14 protein-coding genes and 1 pseudogene are annotated in these 14480 nt (G+C 63.3%); 9 read left to right on the top strand and 6 right to left on the bottom strand.

What is annotated here, in order from left to right:
* The first annotated feature begins 135 nt into the window (after positions 1–135).
* The gene (gene hslV / locus M2366_RS15750) at positions 136–669 is read left to right on the top strand and encodes an ATP-dependent protease subunit HslV (protein WP_042042565.1); all 534 of its coding nucleotides are present in this window, start codon (positions 136–138) and stop codon (positions 667–669) included.
* Positions 670–750: 81 nt separating this feature from the next.
* Positions 751–2079: an HslU--HslV peptidase ATPase subunit gene (gene hslU / locus M2366_RS15745; protein WP_042042563.1), complete on the top strand. Its 1329-nt coding sequence runs from the start codon at positions 751–753 to the stop codon at positions 2077–2079.
* Between the two features lie 65 nt (positions 2080–2144).
* On the opposite strand, the gene M2366_RS15740 is transcribed toward hslU, so the two are convergent.
* On the bottom strand, positions 2145–3533 hold the full coding sequence (locus tag M2366_RS15740; protein ID WP_259270143.1) for an MFS transporter: 1389 nt from the start codon (positions 3531–3533) through the stop codon (positions 2145–2147).
* A 183-nt stretch (positions 3534–3716) separates the two neighbouring features.
* On the opposite strand from M2366_RS15740, the gene M2366_RS15735 reads away from it, so the two are divergent.
* The 6 genes from M2366_RS15735 (at position 3717) to rraA (ending at position 10854) form a co-directional block, all read left to right on the top strand.
* The gene (locus M2366_RS15735) at positions 3717–4637 is read left to right on the top strand and encodes a LysR family transcriptional regulator (RefSeq protein ID WP_259270142.1); all 921 of its coding nucleotides are present in this window, start codon (positions 3717–3719) and stop codon (positions 4635–4637) included.
* Between the two features lie 302 nt (positions 4638–4939).
* Positions 4940–7486, top strand: coding sequence for a nitrite reductase large subunit NirB (nirB, locus tag M2366_RS15730; RefSeq protein ID WP_259270141.1), 2547 nt, complete (start codon positions 4940–4942; stop codon positions 7484–7486).
* Positions 7487–7592: 106 nt separating this feature from the next.
* Positions 7593–7910 carry a nitrite reductase small subunit NirD gene (nirD, locus tag M2366_RS15720; RefSeq protein ID WP_259270140.1) on the top strand — a complete coding sequence of 106 codons (318 nt, stop codon included), beginning with the start codon at positions 7593–7595 and terminating at the stop codon, positions 7908–7910.
* A 51-nt stretch (positions 7911–7961) separates the two neighbouring features.
* A complete protein-coding gene (nirC, locus tag M2366_RS15715; RefSeq protein WP_259270139.1) occupies positions 7962–8771 on the top strand; it encodes a nitrite transporter NirC in 810 nt (269 codons plus the stop codon).
* Positions 8772–8783: 12 nt separating this feature from the next.
* Positions 8784–10184, top strand: coding sequence for a siroheme synthase CysG (cysG, locus tag M2366_RS15710; protein WP_259270138.1), 1401 nt, complete (start codon positions 8784–8786; stop codon positions 10182–10184).
* Positions 10185–10368: 184 nt separating this feature from the next.
* Positions 10369–10854 (top strand): ribonuclease E activity regulator RraA, encoded by a 486-nt coding sequence (gene rraA, locus M2366_RS15705; RefSeq protein ID WP_042042553.1) that lies wholly within the window; start codon positions 10369–10371, stop codon positions 10852–10854.
* Between the two features lie 325 nt (positions 10855–11179).
* Here the strand turns inward: rraA and M2366_RS15700 are convergent, their stop codons facing one another.
* From M2366_RS15700 to M2366_RS15690, 3 genes are all read right to left on the bottom strand, one after another.
* Entirely contained in the window at positions 11180–11854 is a 675-nt protein-coding gene (locus M2366_RS15700; protein ID WP_224431516.1) for a 7-cyano-7-deazaguanine/7-aminomethyl-7-deazaguanine transporter, read from the bottom strand.
* Positions 11855–11958: 104 nt separating this feature from the next.
* Positions 11959–12252 (bottom strand): DUF3630 family protein, encoded by a 294-nt coding sequence (locus M2366_RS15695; protein ID WP_259270137.1) that lies wholly within the window; start codon positions 12250–12252, stop codon positions 11959–11961.
* Between the two features lie 55 nt (positions 12253–12307).
* Positions 12308–13735 carry a YdiU family protein gene (locus tag M2366_RS15690; protein WP_259270136.1) on the bottom strand — a complete coding sequence of 476 codons (1428 nt, stop codon included), beginning with the start codon at positions 13733–13735 and terminating at the stop codon, positions 12308–12310.
* 105 nt (positions 13736–13840) lie between these two features.
* Here M2366_RS15690 and M2366_RS15685 point away from each other — a divergent pair, with 105 nt between their 5' ends.
* Positions 13841–14143 carry a cytochrome c gene (locus tag M2366_RS15685; RefSeq protein ID WP_042042549.1) on the top strand — a complete coding sequence of 101 codons (303 nt, stop codon included), beginning with the start codon at positions 13841–13843 and terminating at the stop codon, positions 14141–14143.
* A gap of 92 nt (positions 14144–14235) precedes the next feature.
* On the opposite strand, the pseudogene M2366_RS15680 reads toward M2366_RS15685, so the two are convergent.
* Together M2366_RS15680 and M2366_RS19925 are read right to left on the bottom strand one after the other, a co-directional pair.
* Positions 14236–14376 (bottom strand): annotated as a pseudogene (locus M2366_RS15680) (HRDC domain-containing protein); the annotation flags it as partial.
* A 2-nt stretch (positions 14377–14378) separates the two neighbouring features.
* Entirely contained in the window at positions 14379–14474 is a 96-nt protein-coding gene (locus M2366_RS19925; protein WP_404972804.1) for a hypothetical protein, read from the bottom strand.
* Between the last annotated feature and the right edge of the window lie 6 nt (positions 14475–14480).

Below are 14480 nucleotides of genomic sequence, written 5' to 3'. Positions count from 1 at the left end.
ACAGACAGCCCAATCCCCTGCCAAACGTCGACCCACTCTCGAAACGGAATGAGGGTTGAAAAGCCGGATCGGCAACCCCATCTCTATTTTCATGCACAGTCATGGCCGTGAACCGGCTCAAGTGAGGTAAGTAAAGTGACGACCATAGTTTCAGTCCGCCGCAACGGCCAAGTCGTGATCGGAGGGGATGGCCAGGTATCCCTGGGCAACACCGTCATGAAGGGCAACGCCCGCAAGGTCCATCGTCTCTATAACGGCAAGGTGCTGGCGGGTTTCGCCGGTGGTACCGCCGACGCCTTTACCCTGCTTGAGCGCTTTGAAGCCAAACTGCAGGCTCATCAGGGCAATCTGGAGCGCGCCGCCGTGGCCCTGGCCAAAGATTGGCGTACCGACCGTGCCCTGCGCCGCCTCGAGGCCCTGCTGGCGGTCGCCGACGAGCACAAATCCTTCATCATCACCGGCAACGGTGACGTGGTGCAGCCGGAGCATGATCTGATCGCCATCGGCTCGGGCGGCAACTTCGCCCAGTCTGCGGCCACCGCCCTGCTGGAAAATACCGAGCTGGATGCCAAATCCATCGTCGAGAAGTCCCTCAAGATTGCGGGCGACATCTGCGTCTTTACCAATGGCAACCACACCATCGAAGTGCTGGACTATGCCGCTAAATAACGCGCCACTAGCCATGCCTGAGTAAAGCGACCCATTTTGCACGGGGTGGGCCCTGCCCGCCCCGGATACAGGAATTTCATCATGTCCGAGATGACCCCGAGAGAAATCGTCCACGAGCTGGACAGACACATCATCGGCCAGGCCGATGCCAAGCGTGCGGTGGCCGTCGCCCTGCGCAACCGCTGGCGCCGCATGCAGCTCTCTGAGGAGATGCGTCATGAAGTGACCCCGAAAAATATTCTGATGATAGGCCCGACCGGGGTCGGCAAGACCGAAATCGCCCGTCGTCTCGCCAAGCTGGCCAACGCCCCCTTCATCAAGGTGGAAGCGACCAAGTTCACCGAAGTCGGCTATGTCGGCAAGGAAGTGGACAGCATCATCCGCGATCTCACCGATGTGGCCATCAAGCTCATCCGTGAATCCGAGATGGAGAAGAACAAATACCGCGCCGAGGAAGCCGCCGAAGAGCGCATCCTCGACGCCCTGCTGCCCAACCCCCGCAACAGCTGGGGTGAAGAGGAGAAGGCCGACAACTCCAACAGCCGCCAGATCTTCCGCAAGAAACTGCGGGAAGGTCAGCTGGATGACAAGGAGATAGAGCTGGACTTGGCCGCCCAGCAGATGGGCGTCGAGATCATGGCTCCTCCCGGCATGGAGGAGATGACCAACCAGCTGCAGGGGCTGTTCCAGAACCTGGGCCAGGGTCAGAAGAAGAAGCGCAAACTCAAGGTCAAGGAGGCCATGAAGGCCCTGATCGAAGAGGAGGCCGCTCGTCTGGTCAACCCGGAAGAGCTGAAGCAAAAAGCGATCCATGCGGTCGAGAACAACGGCATCGTCTTCCTCGACGAGATAGACAAGATCTGCAAGCGTGGTGAATCCTCAGGTCCCGACGTCTCCCGCGAGGGGGTACAGCGGGATCTGCTGCCCCTGGTCGAGGGTTGCACCGTCAACACCAAGCACGGCATGGTGAAGACTGACCATATCCTGTTTGTCGCCTCCGGCGCCTTCCAGGTGGCGCGCCCCTCCGATCTCATCCCCGAGCTGCAGGGCCGTCTGCCGATCCGGGTTGAGCTGACCGCGCTGACCACGGGTGACTTCGAGCGCATCCTGACCGAACCGAACGCCTCCCTGACCGATCAATATCAAGCCCTGATGGCCACCGAAGGGGTCAAGATCGAGTTCACTCAGGATGGCATTCGCCGTCTGGCCGAAGCGGCATGGCAGGTCAACGAACGCACCGAGAACATAGGTGCCCGCCGTCTGCACACCGTGATGGAGCGTCTGATGGAAGACATCTCCTATGATGCCTCCGAGAAGTCCGGCGAGACCTTCGTCATCAATGCCGACTACGTCAATGCTCACCTCGGGGCCCTGATCGAAGATGAGGATCTGAGCCGCTACATTCTGTAAGCTCGCCCCCTCCCGTTAGACAAACGCCTCCCTTCGCGGAGGCGTTTTTTTGTGTCCCATGATCCTCACACCACCGCCAGCGTCTCCTCCCGGCGGCGCCCCACCAGCCATAGCGCCAGGCCAATCAGCAGGGCGCTCAGGGCAAAGAGGGCCTGGGTGCCGAACACCAGCTCGCTGGCCATATTCAGGCCCTGCTCTCCCACCAGGGCGGCGAACAGGCCGCCGAGCCCGGCCACCCCGGTCAACTGGCCCAGATTGCGCGACAGGGTCAGCAGACCGGCCACGGCGCCCCGGGTCTGCTCACTCGCCTCCCCCACCACGGCACTGTTGTTGGCGGTCTGGAACAATGCATAACCGACGGTCAGCAGCAGTATGGGCAGCAGATAGCCGAGCGGGCCGAACTGCCCCGCCGCCCCGGCCAAGCCGAGGGCCGCTGTCCCCATGACTGCCAGCCCCAGCCGGACCACCTGCCGCGCACCCAGCCTGTCTACCAGCCAGCCGGCAGGCATGCCCGTCAAGGCGGCCAGCAGGGGCCCCCCCGAGATCATGAGCCCGACCGTCGCCATATCGAGGTCAAACACACCGCGCAGGTAAAAGGGGCCGATCAGCAGGGTCAGCACCATGACACTGGCCACCAGCGCACTGGCGAGCAAGCCCCCCCTGAGCCGGGGGGCGGCCAGCAGCACCAGTGGCAACAGGGGAGAGGGGTCGAGGCGCTCGCGGCGAATGAACAGCGCAGTGACAAGCAAGGCCCCCGCCCCCCACCAGAGGGCCAGGGAGCCCCCCAGGGTCAATGCCAGGCCGTAGCAGAGCAGGGCAGCCACCAGCAGTGACAGGCTAGCGAGGTTCATCCTCTCCTTCTGTGGCGAGGAGCCGTCCCGGGGCAGACCGAGCCGGGCACAGCCCAGCGCCAGCAGGCTGAGGGGTACCAGCAGCAGAAAGGGAGCCTGCCAGCCCAACCCGTCGATAAACAGACCGCCAAACGAGGGGCCAAGGGCTGTACCGCAGGCCGACAGGGTACCGAGCAGTCCCATGCTCCAGCCACGCCGCTCTGGTGGCACCAGCTGGCCCACCATGGCCAGCGCGAGCACCAGCATGCAGGCCGCCCCGGCCCCCTGCAGGGCCCGCGCCGCAATCAGCCAACCTATGGTGGGTGCCAGGGCGCACAGCAGGGACGCCAATGCGAACAGGCCCATGCCCCAGAGCAGCAAACGCCGCCGGCCAAACCTGTCCCCAAGCCGCCCGGCCACCACTGTCAGGCAGGTGATCCCCAGCAGGTAAGCCACCAGCACCCACTGCACGCTGGCAAAGGGGACGGCAAACACCTGCCCCAGGGCGGGCAGTACCATGTTGGCCATGCTCCCCGCCAGCATGGGCAGCAGGGTGGCGAGGCCGAGTGCCAGCAAACCTGCACGGCGACTAGCGGATGAGGTAGGAGCGATGGAATTGGGCATGGGCAGAGTCTCGGCAGCAGAGGATATCGACAAGGCTAGCCGGAGGGATAAAGCAGCGGAAGACGCACGACTTGCAACTTATAGCTGCACGACACGCCATATGAAGAGCCGGATCCTCGCGTATGATGAGGCGAGAGGCACCGCCATGAGGCGGTCACCCTGAAGGCTAGGCGAGGCAAGATCATGAGCACACCCGATTTCAATCTGCTGCTAACCCTGGAGGCGCTGCTCGATGAGGGCAGCGTGGCCGGCGCAGCCAGACGGCTGAAACTCAGCCCCTCCGCCATGAGCCGGGCCCTGGCCCGGCTGCGCGCGACCACCGGGGATCCCCTGCTGGTACGCGCGGGCCGGGGGCTGGTGCCCACCCCCCGCGCCCTGGCCCTGCGCGAACGGGTCAGCCAGCTGGTGCAGGAGGCCGAGGCCGTGCTGCGCCCCCAGCAGGAGGTGGATCCGGCCAGCCTGGTGCGCACCTTCCGGCTGAGGGCCAGCGACGGTTTCGTGGAGAGTGTCGGGGCGGCCCTGCTGGCACGGCTCGCCACCGAGGCGCCCGGGGTGCGGCTGCATTTCATGGCCAAGCCCGACAAGGAGAGCCACGCCCTGCGCGGCGGTGAGCTGGATTTCGAGACCGGGGTGATCGGGGCCAACACGGCGCCCGAGCTGCACACCCAGGCGCTGTTTCAGGATCGCTTCGTCGCCGTGGTGCGTCCCGGTCACCCCCTGTGCGAAGGCCCACTGACCGCCGCCCGCTATGCCGACGCCCGCCATATTATGGTGTCACGGCGCGCTCAGGAGCACGGCCCCGTCGATGAGGCGCTCGCCGTCTTCAAGCTGGAACGCACCATCGCCACCCTGGTGCCGGGGTTTGCCACGGCGCTGGCGCTGGTGCGGGGCAGCGATCTGGTGGCGACGGTGCCCGCCCTGCACTGCGCCGCCCTGCACGCCGATCTAGTGACTCTGCCCCTGCCCTTCCCCTTGCCAAAAATCACCCTGGCCCTGCTCTGGCACCCTCGGCTGGACGCCGATCCGGCCCACCGCTGGCTGCGCACCCTCATCCGCGAAACCTGCGCCCGCGCCCCCTATCAGGCCAATCCGAAAAAGCAGTGATCTGCGCCGTCATAGCCAGGCGCACCAACCAGATGCCACACAGTGAAAGCACCTCTGCCGAGGTGTTTTTTTCATGATGCCTGGCCAGGCGAGCCAGCTCCTCTTGCACCTCCTGGCCTCATGACAGCCAAAGTCCAGAATGCACCACTGGTATACCTATTTATGCATAGCTTCCTATTTCACCAACTTACCCCTGAGGAGATATATAAATAGACACTTGATTTGCATCAATAGCCCACCACTGCTCACTGGTTAGCCTTGGCTCAGATATGACGTTTTATAACTCCAAATCAGAGGCACTCATGAGCAAAGTCAGGCTGGCCGTCATCGGCAACGGCATGGTGGGGCACCGCTTCATCGAAGAGTTGATCGAGCGATCCGATCCGGACCGGTTCGAGATCACCGTCTTCGGTGCAGAACCGCGTCCCGCCTACGATCGTGTCCATCTCTCCTCCTACTTCTCCCACCACACCAGCGAAGATCTCTCCCTCGTCAAACCCGGTTTCTACGAAAAGCACGGCATCCGCCTGCTGCTCGGCGAAGCGGTGAAAAAAATCGACAGGGCGGCCCGCGAGGTGCACTCCAACAAGGGCACTGTGGTCGGCTATGACAAGCTGGTGCTGGCCACCGGCTCCTACCCCTGGGTGCCACCCATCCAGGGCAGTCAGCACCACGAGTGCTTCGTCTACCGCACCATCGAAGATCTGAAAGCCATCCGCAGCGCCGCCAAGAGCGGCAAGAGTGGTGTGGTGGTCGGTGGCGGCCTGCTCGGGCTGGAAGCGGCAGGCGCCCTCAAGGCACTGGGCCTCGAGACCCATGTGGTGGAGTTTGCCCCGGTATTGATGGCGGAGCAACTCGACGGTCAGGGCGGCCAGCTGCTGCGCCGCAAGATAGAGTCCATGGGGGTGCAGGTTCACACCAGCAAGAGCACCAGCGAGATCCTGATGCACGGCGGCAAGGAGGCCAAACACCGCCTCGCCTTCGCCGACGGCAGCGCCCTTGACGTGGATGTGGTGGTCTTCTCCACCGGCATACGCCCGCAGGACACCCTGGGCCGTTATAGCGAACTGGCCATAGCAGAGCGCGGCGGTGTGCTCATCGACGATCACTGCCTCACCTCAGACCCTGACATCTACGCCATCGGCGAGTGCGCCGCCTGGCAGGGTCGCTTCTTCGGCCTGGTGGCACCAGGCTACAAGATGGCCCAGATCACGGTGGATCACCTGCTCGGCGGCGACAGCCGCTTCGAAGGGGCGGACATGAGCGCCAAGCTCAAGCTGCTCGGCGTCTCCGTCGGCTCCATCGGCGATGCCCATGGCCGCACCCCCGGTAGCCACAGCTATGTGTTCCAGGACGATCAGGCCGGGGTCTACAAGCGGATAGTGGTGAGCGAAGACAACAGCCGCCTGCTCGGCGCCGTGCTGGTCGGTGACGTGGATGACTACGGCAACCTGCTGCAGCTGATGCTCAACGCCATGCCGCTGCCAGCCCACCCGGATACCCTGATCCTGCCAGCCTACGCCGGTGCCAAGCCGACCCTGGGGGTGGACGCCCTGCCGGCCAGCGCCCAGATCTGCTCCTGTTTCGACGTCTCCAAGGGCGATATCGCCCAGGCGGTCGCCGAGGGGCACACCACCCTGGCCGCCATCAAGCAGCACACCAAGGCCGGCACCGGCTGCGGCGGCTGCGTGCCGCTCATCAGCCAGGTGCTCAACGCCGAGCTGGTGAAGCAGGGCATCGAGGTCAACAACCACCTCTGCGGCCACTTCTCCCATTCCCGTCAGGAGCTGTTCCACCTGGTCAAGGTGGAAGGGATCAAGAGCTTCGACGAGCTGCTGCGCAAGCACGGTCAGGGCTACGGCTGCGAGGTGTGCAAACCCACGGTCGGATCCATCCTCGCCTCCTGCTGGAATGACCATGTGCTGAGCCCGCAGAACACCCAACTGCAAGACACCAACGACATCTTCCTCGGCAACATGCAAAAGGACGGCAGCTACTCCGTCATCCCGCGCATGGCCGGTGGTGAGGTGACCCCGGAAGGCTTGTTGGCGGTGGCCGAAGTGGCCCGAGACTACCAGCTCTACACCAAGATCACCGGCGCCCAGCGCATCGGCCTGTTCGGTGCCCAGAAGGACGATCTGCCCGCCATCTGGCGCAAGTTGCTGGCCGCGGGCTTCGAGACCGGTCAGGCCTACGCCAAGGCGCTGCGCATGGCCAAGACCTGCGTCGGCAGCACCTGGTGCCGCTTCGGCGTGCAGGACAGCGTCGGCCTCGGGGTCTTCCTCGAGAACCGCTACAAGGGCATCCGCACCCCGCACAAGATGAAGTTCGGGGTCTCCGGCTGTACCCGCGAATGTGCGGAAGCTCAGGGCAAGGACGTCGGCATCATCGCCACAGACGCGGGCTGGAACCTCTATGTGGGCGGCAACGGCGGTATGAAGCCGCGCCACGCCGATCTGCTGGCCTCAGACCTAGACCGCGAGACGCTGATCAAGCTGATCGACCGCTTCATGATGTTCTACGTCACCAGCGCCGACAAACTGCAGCGCACCTCTGTCTGGCTCGGCAATCTGGAAGGGGGCGTCGACTACCTGCGCGAGGTGATAGTCGACGACAAGCTGGGGCTGGCCGAGACCCTGGAACGTGACATCCAGGTGCTGATCGACGGCTACGAGTGCGAATGGTCCCGCACCCTGAATGAAGAGGAGGCGCTCAAGCGCTTCAGCCACTTCATCAACAGCGGCAAACGCGACCCTGACGTGCAGTTCGTCAGCGAGCGTGACCAGCACAGGCCCGCCACCCCGGCGGAGCGCATCCCCGTCTACCAGATCGAAGTGGAGGCAAAGTGATGAAATTAGCCTGTCAACTCAATGACATACTCCCCGGCACCGGCGTCTGCGCCCTCATTGAAGGTCGCCAGAATATGCCTGTTTCGCTCGATGTGGAGGTTCAATCATGAAATTAGCCTGTCAACTCAACGACATACTCCCTGGCACCGGCGTCTGCGCCCTGATCGAAGGGCGTCAGATCGCACTGTTCCGCCCAAGCGCAGCGGCCGAGGTATTCGCCATCGACAACCGGGATCCCTTCTTCGCCGCCAACGTGCTGTCGCGCGGCATCGTAGGTGAACACGACGGCGCGCTCTGGGTCGCCAGCCCGCTCAAGAAGCAGCACTTTCGCCTGAGCGACGGCCACTGCCTCGAAAATGCCGCCATGTCGGTACAGAGCTATCCCGTTGAAGTGCGCGACCAGCAGGTTTGGGTCGCCGTCTAATCCCATACACATCAGGGCGGCCTGCGGGCGGCCCGCTTAAAGAGAACCAGCATGTATACCGAAACCATCAACAAGTGCGCCGCCAACGCGGCCCGCATCAACCGCTTCGAGCGCAGTGACAAGCTCGGCTTCTGGCTCAGCTCCGCCATGGCCGGGGCCTATGTGGGCCTTGGCATCATCCTCATCTTCACCCTGGGCAATCTGGTGGATCCCAGCATCCGTCCGCTGGTGATGGGGGCCACCTTCGGCATCGCCCTGACCCTGGTGATCATCGCCGGCTCCGAGCTGTTCACCGGCCACACCATGTTCCTCACCTTCGGGGTGAAGACGGGCAAGATCTCCATGGGGGATCTGCTGCGCATCCTGCCCCAGACCTGGGCCGGCAACCTGCTCGGATCCATAGCGGTGGCGCTGATCTACTCCTACGGCGGCAGCCTGCTGCCGGACGCGGGCAGCCTGGCCCACAAGGTGGCGCTGGCCAAGACCCAGGCCCCGGCCCTGACCCTGTTCATGAAGGGGGTGCTGTGTAACTGGCTGGTCTGCCTCGCCATCTGGATGGCGCTGCGCACCGAGGGCGCGGCCAAGTTCATCGCCATCTGGTGGTGCCTGCTGGCCTTCATCGCCTCCGGTTATGAGCACTCGATCGCCAACATGACCCTGTTCGCCCTCTCCTGGTTCGGCGCCCACTCCGAGGCCTACACCCTGGGCGGCATAGGCCACAACCTGTTGTGGGTGACCCTGGGCAACACAGTCTCCGGCGCGCTCTTCATGGGCCTCGGCTACTGGTATGCCACCCCCAAGGCGGAGCGTCCCGTCCCCGTGACCGACGCCGCCACCGCCAGCCAGACCCAAACCGCCTGATCCGGAGGCCCCATGGACTACTTGCCCATCTTTTGCCGACTCGACAACAAACCCGTGCTGCTGGTTGGCGGCGGTGACGTGGCGGAGCGCAAGGCGCGCCTGCTGCTGGACGCCGGCGCCCGACTGACGGTGGTCTCCCCCACGCTCGACCCCGAGCTGGCGGGGCTGGCCGCCGACGGGACCATCGACTGGCTCACCGCCGAGTTCGAGCCGGCGCAGCTGACGGGCAAGTGGTTGGTGGTGGCCGCAACCGATCGGCGCGAGGTCAACGCGCTGGTCTATCAGAGCGCGAACCAGGCGGGCATCTTTGCCAACGTGGTAGATGACCCGAAACGCTCCAGCTTCATCATGCCGTCCATCATCGACCGCTCACCCCTGATGGTGGCCATCTCCTCCGGCGGCAAGGCCCCGGTGCTGGCCCGCTTGCTGCGCGAGAAGCTGGAGGCCCTGCTGCCCCAGCACCTCGGCGCGGTGGCGGCCTTCGCCGGCGGCCTGAGAGACAGGGTCAAGGCCCGCTTCCCTAGCATGGGGGAGCGACGCCAGTTCTGGGAGCGGCTGCTCGGCGCCGACCGCCTCGGTCAGGCGCTGGCGCGCGGCGACAAGGCTGCCGCCAACCAGCTGGCCGACGCGCTCTTTGCCGAGGATGCCGGCGCCAAGGGCGAGGTGATCCTGGTGGGCGCCGGCCCCGGCGATCCCGGCCTGCTCACCCTGCACGCCCTGCGCCAGATGCAGCAGGCGGATGTGGTGGTCTATGACAGGCTGGTCTCGGACGAGGTGATGGCGCTGGTGCGGCGGGATGCCAGACGCATCTTCGTCGGTAAACAGGCGGGCAACCACTGCGTGCCCCAGGAGGGCATCAACCAACTCTTGCTGGAGGAGGCGAAGAAGGGGCAGCGGGTGGTGCGGCTCAAGGGGGGCGACCCCTTCATCTTCGGCCGCGGCGGCGAGGAGCTGGAGACCCTGGTGGGCAGCGGCGTGGGTTTTCAGGTGGTGCCGGGGATCACGGCGGCGAGTGGCTGCGCCGCCTACGCGGGCATTCCGCTGACCCACCGCGACCACGCCCAGAGCGTGCGCTTCGTCACCGCCCACGGCAAGGGCGGCGCCCAGGATCTCGACTGGCCTCTGCTGGCCCGGGATCGGCAGACCCTGGTGTTCTATATGGGGCTTTCATCCTGCGCCGTGATCCGCGAGCAGTTGCTGGCTCACGGCAAGGGGGGCGACACCCCGGTGGCGCTGATCGAGCGCGGCACCCAGCCGAGCCAGCGGGTCATCCGCGGCACCCTCGACCAGCTGCCGGAGCTGGCCATCGGCGTCGAGAGCCCGGCCCTCATCATGGTCGGCTCGGTCGTCACCCTGGCGGACAAGCTCGCCTGGTTCGGACAGTCGGCGTCTGAGGAAAAGGCCTCGGCCTGAGGATTAGCCACCTCGATTCGCGTCATAAAAAACGCGGCTCCCGTGGCCGCGTTCTATGCTGAACATCGCGACGCAGATGGCGCGATGGAAGCCGCCAGTCACTTGTTGTTCAAGGAATATTCATTGAAATGCCGGGCCCAGTCCCTATACTGGATCCACCTGTTTCCAGCGGTGGACTGACTCAATGGAATACAATACTTCAGAACTGTGCGACATCTATCAGGACATGGTCGATGTGCTCGAACCCATGCTCTGCTCCTTCGGCGGACGCGCCTCCTTCGGTGGTGTCATTACCACTGTCAAATGCTTCGAATCCAACGGTCTGATCCGTGAAATCGTCAAAGAGAACGGCATAGGCCGGGTATTGCTGGTCGATGGCGGCGGCTCCATGCGCAGGGCGTTGATCGACGGCGAGATCGCCACTACGGCGGCCCAGAATGAGTGGGAAGGGATCGTCTGCTACGGCTGCGTGCGCGAGGTCGATGTGCTGGAGGATCTGGATCTCGGTATTCAGGCCCTGGCCGCCATTCCAGTCGGCGCCGACAGCAAGGATGTGGGAGAAACGGATCTGCCGGTCAACTTCGGGGGGGTCACCTTCCTGCCGGACGATCACCTCTATGCCGATACCACCGGGGTCATTCTCTCCCCGGATCCGCTGGATATCGAATAAGCTGATCCATGTTTGCAGAATGGGGGCCTTGGCTCCCATTTTTTATGGGAAAATTCGGGGGAAATGGCTAGAAAATCGGGGAAAACAGACAAAAAAAGAGGGCCAGAAGAACTGGCCCTATAACTGGAAGCAATGTGAGCAATGTCGTGCTTTCACAAGAAGTCACCATGTTGGAACTGATGGGGCCTATCCCGGAACGCAAGTTAACAATAATCATTCTCATTTAACTTGGCAACTGTTATTTGCCGATATTTCAAAAAATGTGCAAAAAAATTGACCACCCTGGGGTGGCCAACTGGATCATCTCTGCTGACAAGCCGGGAACTCAGGCATTGCGCGCCTCGCCCTGCAGGGCAGCAGGATTGGGATCCCCCACCAGCTTGCGGCTGAGGTAGCGCAGCAAGACGCCATAGAGTGGTACGAACAAACCCAGGCTTATCAGCAGCTTGAATACATAGTCCACGGTCGCTATCTCGACCCAGTGCTCCGCCATGAAGGGATCATCACTGCGCCAGAAGGCGATGCTGAAGAAGGCAAGGGTATCGACCAGATTGCCGATCAGAGTCGATGCCGCCGGTGCCACCCACCAGGCCTTGAGCAGCCGCAGGCGGTTGAACACTATCACGTCCATGAACTGACCGATCAGATACGCCATGAAGCTGGCCAGGGCAATCCGGGCCACGAACAGATTGAAGGTCGCCAGATTGGCGATGCCCTGATAACTGCCCTCGAAGAAGAGCACGGACAGCACATAAGAGACCAGCAAGGCTGGCAGCATGACTCGCTGGATTATCTTGCGCGCCAGACCGGCGCCGAAGACTCGGACAGTCAGATCGGTGGCAAGGAAGATGAACGGAAAGCTGAAGGCTCCCCAGGTGGTGTGAAAGCCGAAAATGGTGATCGGCAATTGCACCAGGTAGTTGCTGCTGGCGATGATCAGGATGTGGAACAACGCGAGTCGCGTCAGCGCCGTCTGGTGCTGAGCAGGGGTCAGATTCATATTGTGACCTTTTTGGTTAATGGGGTTAGGGAACCCATAGCGCCACCATGGCGCTAATACGGCAGTGATCGAGGGGCGGCATTATACGCCCCCCGCGCCATAGTTCAATCCTTGTACCGTCGACTCAGCCAGCGCAGGGTTGCACGCCCCTCCTCGTCATCGGCGCTGAGCCAGCAGCCGCTATGATGCTCGAAGTGCAGCCAAATGCGGCTCTCTTCAAACGTCAGTTGCCAACTGTGGCGATCGGCGCCGCTATCTTGCTGTAGCAGCGCCAGCTCCCACTCATCCAGCAGACTGATTGCCAGCGCCGGAAAGTTGTCCCAATCGAGATCAGGATGGGTCAGCAGCAGGGTGCCGCTCGCCTCATCCATGCCCACCAACTGCCAGCTCAATGACATAGACGTCCCCATCCATGATCTCCTACCCGATTGAGTTGTCGGCTTGGGCACTGATTCAGCTGCTGCATGAGAGCGCCTCCCCCTGATACCAGCTGGGGTGCGGCGTGGCGAGATCTTCGAATTCGCTCTGCTCGGCATAGGGATGCTGCAACGCAGCATAAAGGCGCTCGAAGGGGGTCATATCCCCCCGCTCTGCCGCCTCTATCACCTGCTGGGCCAGGGCATTGCGCAGCACGTACTTGGGATTGAGCTGATTCATGCGCGCGCGACGCGACCCGCTCTCCTCCCCCTCCCGGGCGAGACGCTCACGATAGCTTGTCAGCCAACCTTGCCAGAGTGCGGCATCGGGCAGCAGGGCAAGCAGGGACGCAGGCCAGGGGCCGTTCGGCTCGACGAGCGCCAGACGGCGCAGGAAGAGGTGGTAATCAACCCCGTCCGCCGCCAGCTGCTGGAACATCTGGCGGAACAGGGCGGGATCCTCCTCCTCCCACTGCGTCAGCCCCAGCTTGCCGCGCATCAGCTCGGAGTAGTGCAGCATCAGATGATGTTCATACTGACCCAGTGCCGCGGCCATGGCCTCGCCGTCCACATGATCCGCCAGGGCCTGGGCCAGTTTCTGCAGGTTCCAGTAACCCACGGCAGGCTGCTGGCTCAGGGCATAACGGCCGCCACTGTCGGTGTGATTGCAGACAAAGTCGGGCTCGTAGCCATCGATGAAGCCGTAGGGACCGTAATCCAGAGTCAGCCCCAGGATAGACATGTTGTCCGTGTTCATCACCCCGTGGGTGAAGCCAACGGCTTGCCACTTGGCGATGAGCCGCGCGGTACGCCGCACCACCTCGGCGAACAACTCGGCGCCATTCTCAAGCTCGGGGAAATGGTGGCGCAGCAGGTAATCGATGAGAGCCGGGATCTTCTCCCCCTGGCCGCTCCAGGCGAAGTATTCAAACTGGCCGAAGCGGATATGGCAGGGAGCGGTGCGCAGTACCGTCGCCCCCGTCTCCACCGTCTCGCGATAGACGGGCTCGTCACTGCCGACCAGTACCAGGGCACGGGTAGTGGGGATGCCGAGGGCATGCAGCGCCTCGGAGGCCAGGTACTCGCGGATGCTGGAACGCAATACGGCGCGCCCGTCTCCGAAGCGGGAGAAGGGGGTCTTGCCAGCACCCTTCAGATGCAGGTCCCAAAGCTCACCGTCCGGGGTCTGCTGCTGGCCGAGCAACAGGGCGCGGCCATCACCGAGGCGCGCACTGTAGCCGCCGAATTGATGGCCAGCATAGACCTGGGCCACCGGCGCCATGCCCGGCAAGGGCTTGGCCTGACCGCAACAGGCAAGCCAGTCGGCATCCGTCACCCCCGCCAACCCCAGTTCGGCGAGCAGGGGGCGATTGAGGTGCAGCAGGCGAGAATTGGCCAGGGGCTGGGGGGTTACCGGCTCGCAGGCCCAGGGCAATTCGGTGGCAAAAGTATTGATAAGCTTCATGGTGGTGCGATTCGTCCCTGCGTATGCTCGTGTCACTCTGTTATACCGCCGTCGGCCCAATCCGGCCAACGGGCGATGGTCCAATTTCATTTCAAGGAGAAGAAGATGCACAAATGGCTATATGCCCTGCCCCTGCTGGCACTGGTATGGGGACATCAGGCCAAGGCGGCCGATGTCGAGGCGGGCAAGGCGAAGGCGGTGGTGTGCGCCGCCTGCCATGGCATCGATGGCAAGGCCAGTGTCGCCAGCTACCCGCATCTGGCGGGTCAGAACGCAGCTTATCTCGCCAAACAGATGGAGGCGTTTCGCGATGGCGATCGCAAGGAACCCTTGATGGCACCCTTCATGGCCATGCTCAGCGATGCGGATATCGACAACCTCGCCGCCTACTACGCCAGCTTGAAGTGACCTTGTGCGCCCGGTAGACGGGCGCCTCATCCCTGTCGCTACATCAATCAGACCCGGCACTTTTGCGGTCGATTACGCTGCGCTAATCGACCCTAGCGCCGGCAGTAGTCGATGATCAGATCCATGAAGGCCTCGCCGAAGCGCTCCAGCTTGCGCTGACCGACCCCATTGACCGCCTGCAGCTCCATCTCGGTCATCGGCATCGCCGCTGACCCAATCTCCACCAAGGTCGAGCCTAGCGACGGCAGTAGTCGATGATCAGATCCATGAAGGCCTCGCCGAAGCGCTCCAGCTTGCGCTGACCGACCCCATTGACCGCCTGCAGCTCCATCTCGGT

The sequence above is a fragment of the Aeromonas sp. BIGb0405 genome (genome assembly GCF_024807335.1).
Lineage (GTDB): Bacteria > Pseudomonadota > Gammaproteobacteria > Enterobacterales > Aeromonadaceae > Aeromonas > Aeromonas rivuli.
Note: the sequence above shows the minus strand (reverse complement) of the source record. Positions and strands in the feature narration are given on the sequence as shown.

What these genes read in the sequence shown, in the direction of transcription:
- M2366_RS15695 (WP_259270137.1), bottom strand. Translation starts at nt 12,252, where the DNA reads ATGTCATTGAGCTGGCAGTTGGTGGGCATGGATGAGGCGAGCGGCACC.
- M2366_RS15735 (WP_259270142.1), top strand. Translation starts at nt 3,717, where the DNA reads ATGAGCACACCCGATTTCAATCTGCTGCTAACCCTGGAGGCGCTGCTC.
- M2366_RS19925 (WP_404972804.1), bottom strand. Translation starts at nt 14,474, where the DNA reads ATGGAGCTGCAGGCGGTCAATGGGGTCGGTCAGCGCAAGCTGGAGCGC.
- M2366_RS15685 (WP_042042549.1), top strand. Translation starts at nt 13,841, where the DNA reads ATGCACAAATGGCTATATGCCCTGCCCCTGCTGGCACTGGTATGGGGA.
- M2366_RS15700 (WP_224431516.1), bottom strand. Translation starts at nt 11,854, where the DNA reads ATGAATCTGACCCCTGCTCAGCACCAGACGGCGCTGACGCGACTCGCG.
- nirD (WP_259270140.1), top strand. Translation starts at nt 7,593, where the DNA reads ATGAAATTAGCCTGTCAACTCAACGACATACTCCCTGGCACCGGCGTC.
- M2366_RS15690 (WP_259270136.1), bottom strand. Translation starts at nt 13,735, where the DNA reads ATGAAGCTTATCAATACTTTTGCCACCGAATTGCCCTGGGCCTGCGAG.
- nirC (WP_259270139.1), top strand. Translation starts at nt 7,962, where the DNA reads ATGTATACCGAAACCATCAACAAGTGCGCCGCCAACGCGGCCCGCATC.
- M2366_RS15740 (WP_259270143.1), bottom strand. Translation starts at nt 3,533, where the DNA reads ATGCCCAATTCCATCGCTCCTACCTCATCCGCTAGTCGCCGTGCAGGT.
- nirB (WP_259270141.1), top strand. Translation starts at nt 4,940, where the DNA reads ATGAGCAAAGTCAGGCTGGCCGTCATCGGCAACGGCATGGTGGGGCAC.
- rraA (WP_042042553.1), top strand. Translation starts at nt 10,369, where the DNA reads ATGGAATACAATACTTCAGAACTGTGCGACATCTATCAGGACATGGTC.
- hslU (WP_042042563.1), top strand. Translation starts at nt 751, where the DNA reads ATGTCCGAGATGACCCCGAGAGAAATCGTCCACGAGCTGGACAGACAC.
- cysG (WP_259270138.1), top strand. Translation starts at nt 8,784, where the DNA reads ATGGACTACTTGCCCATCTTTTGCCGACTCGACAACAAACCCGTGCTG.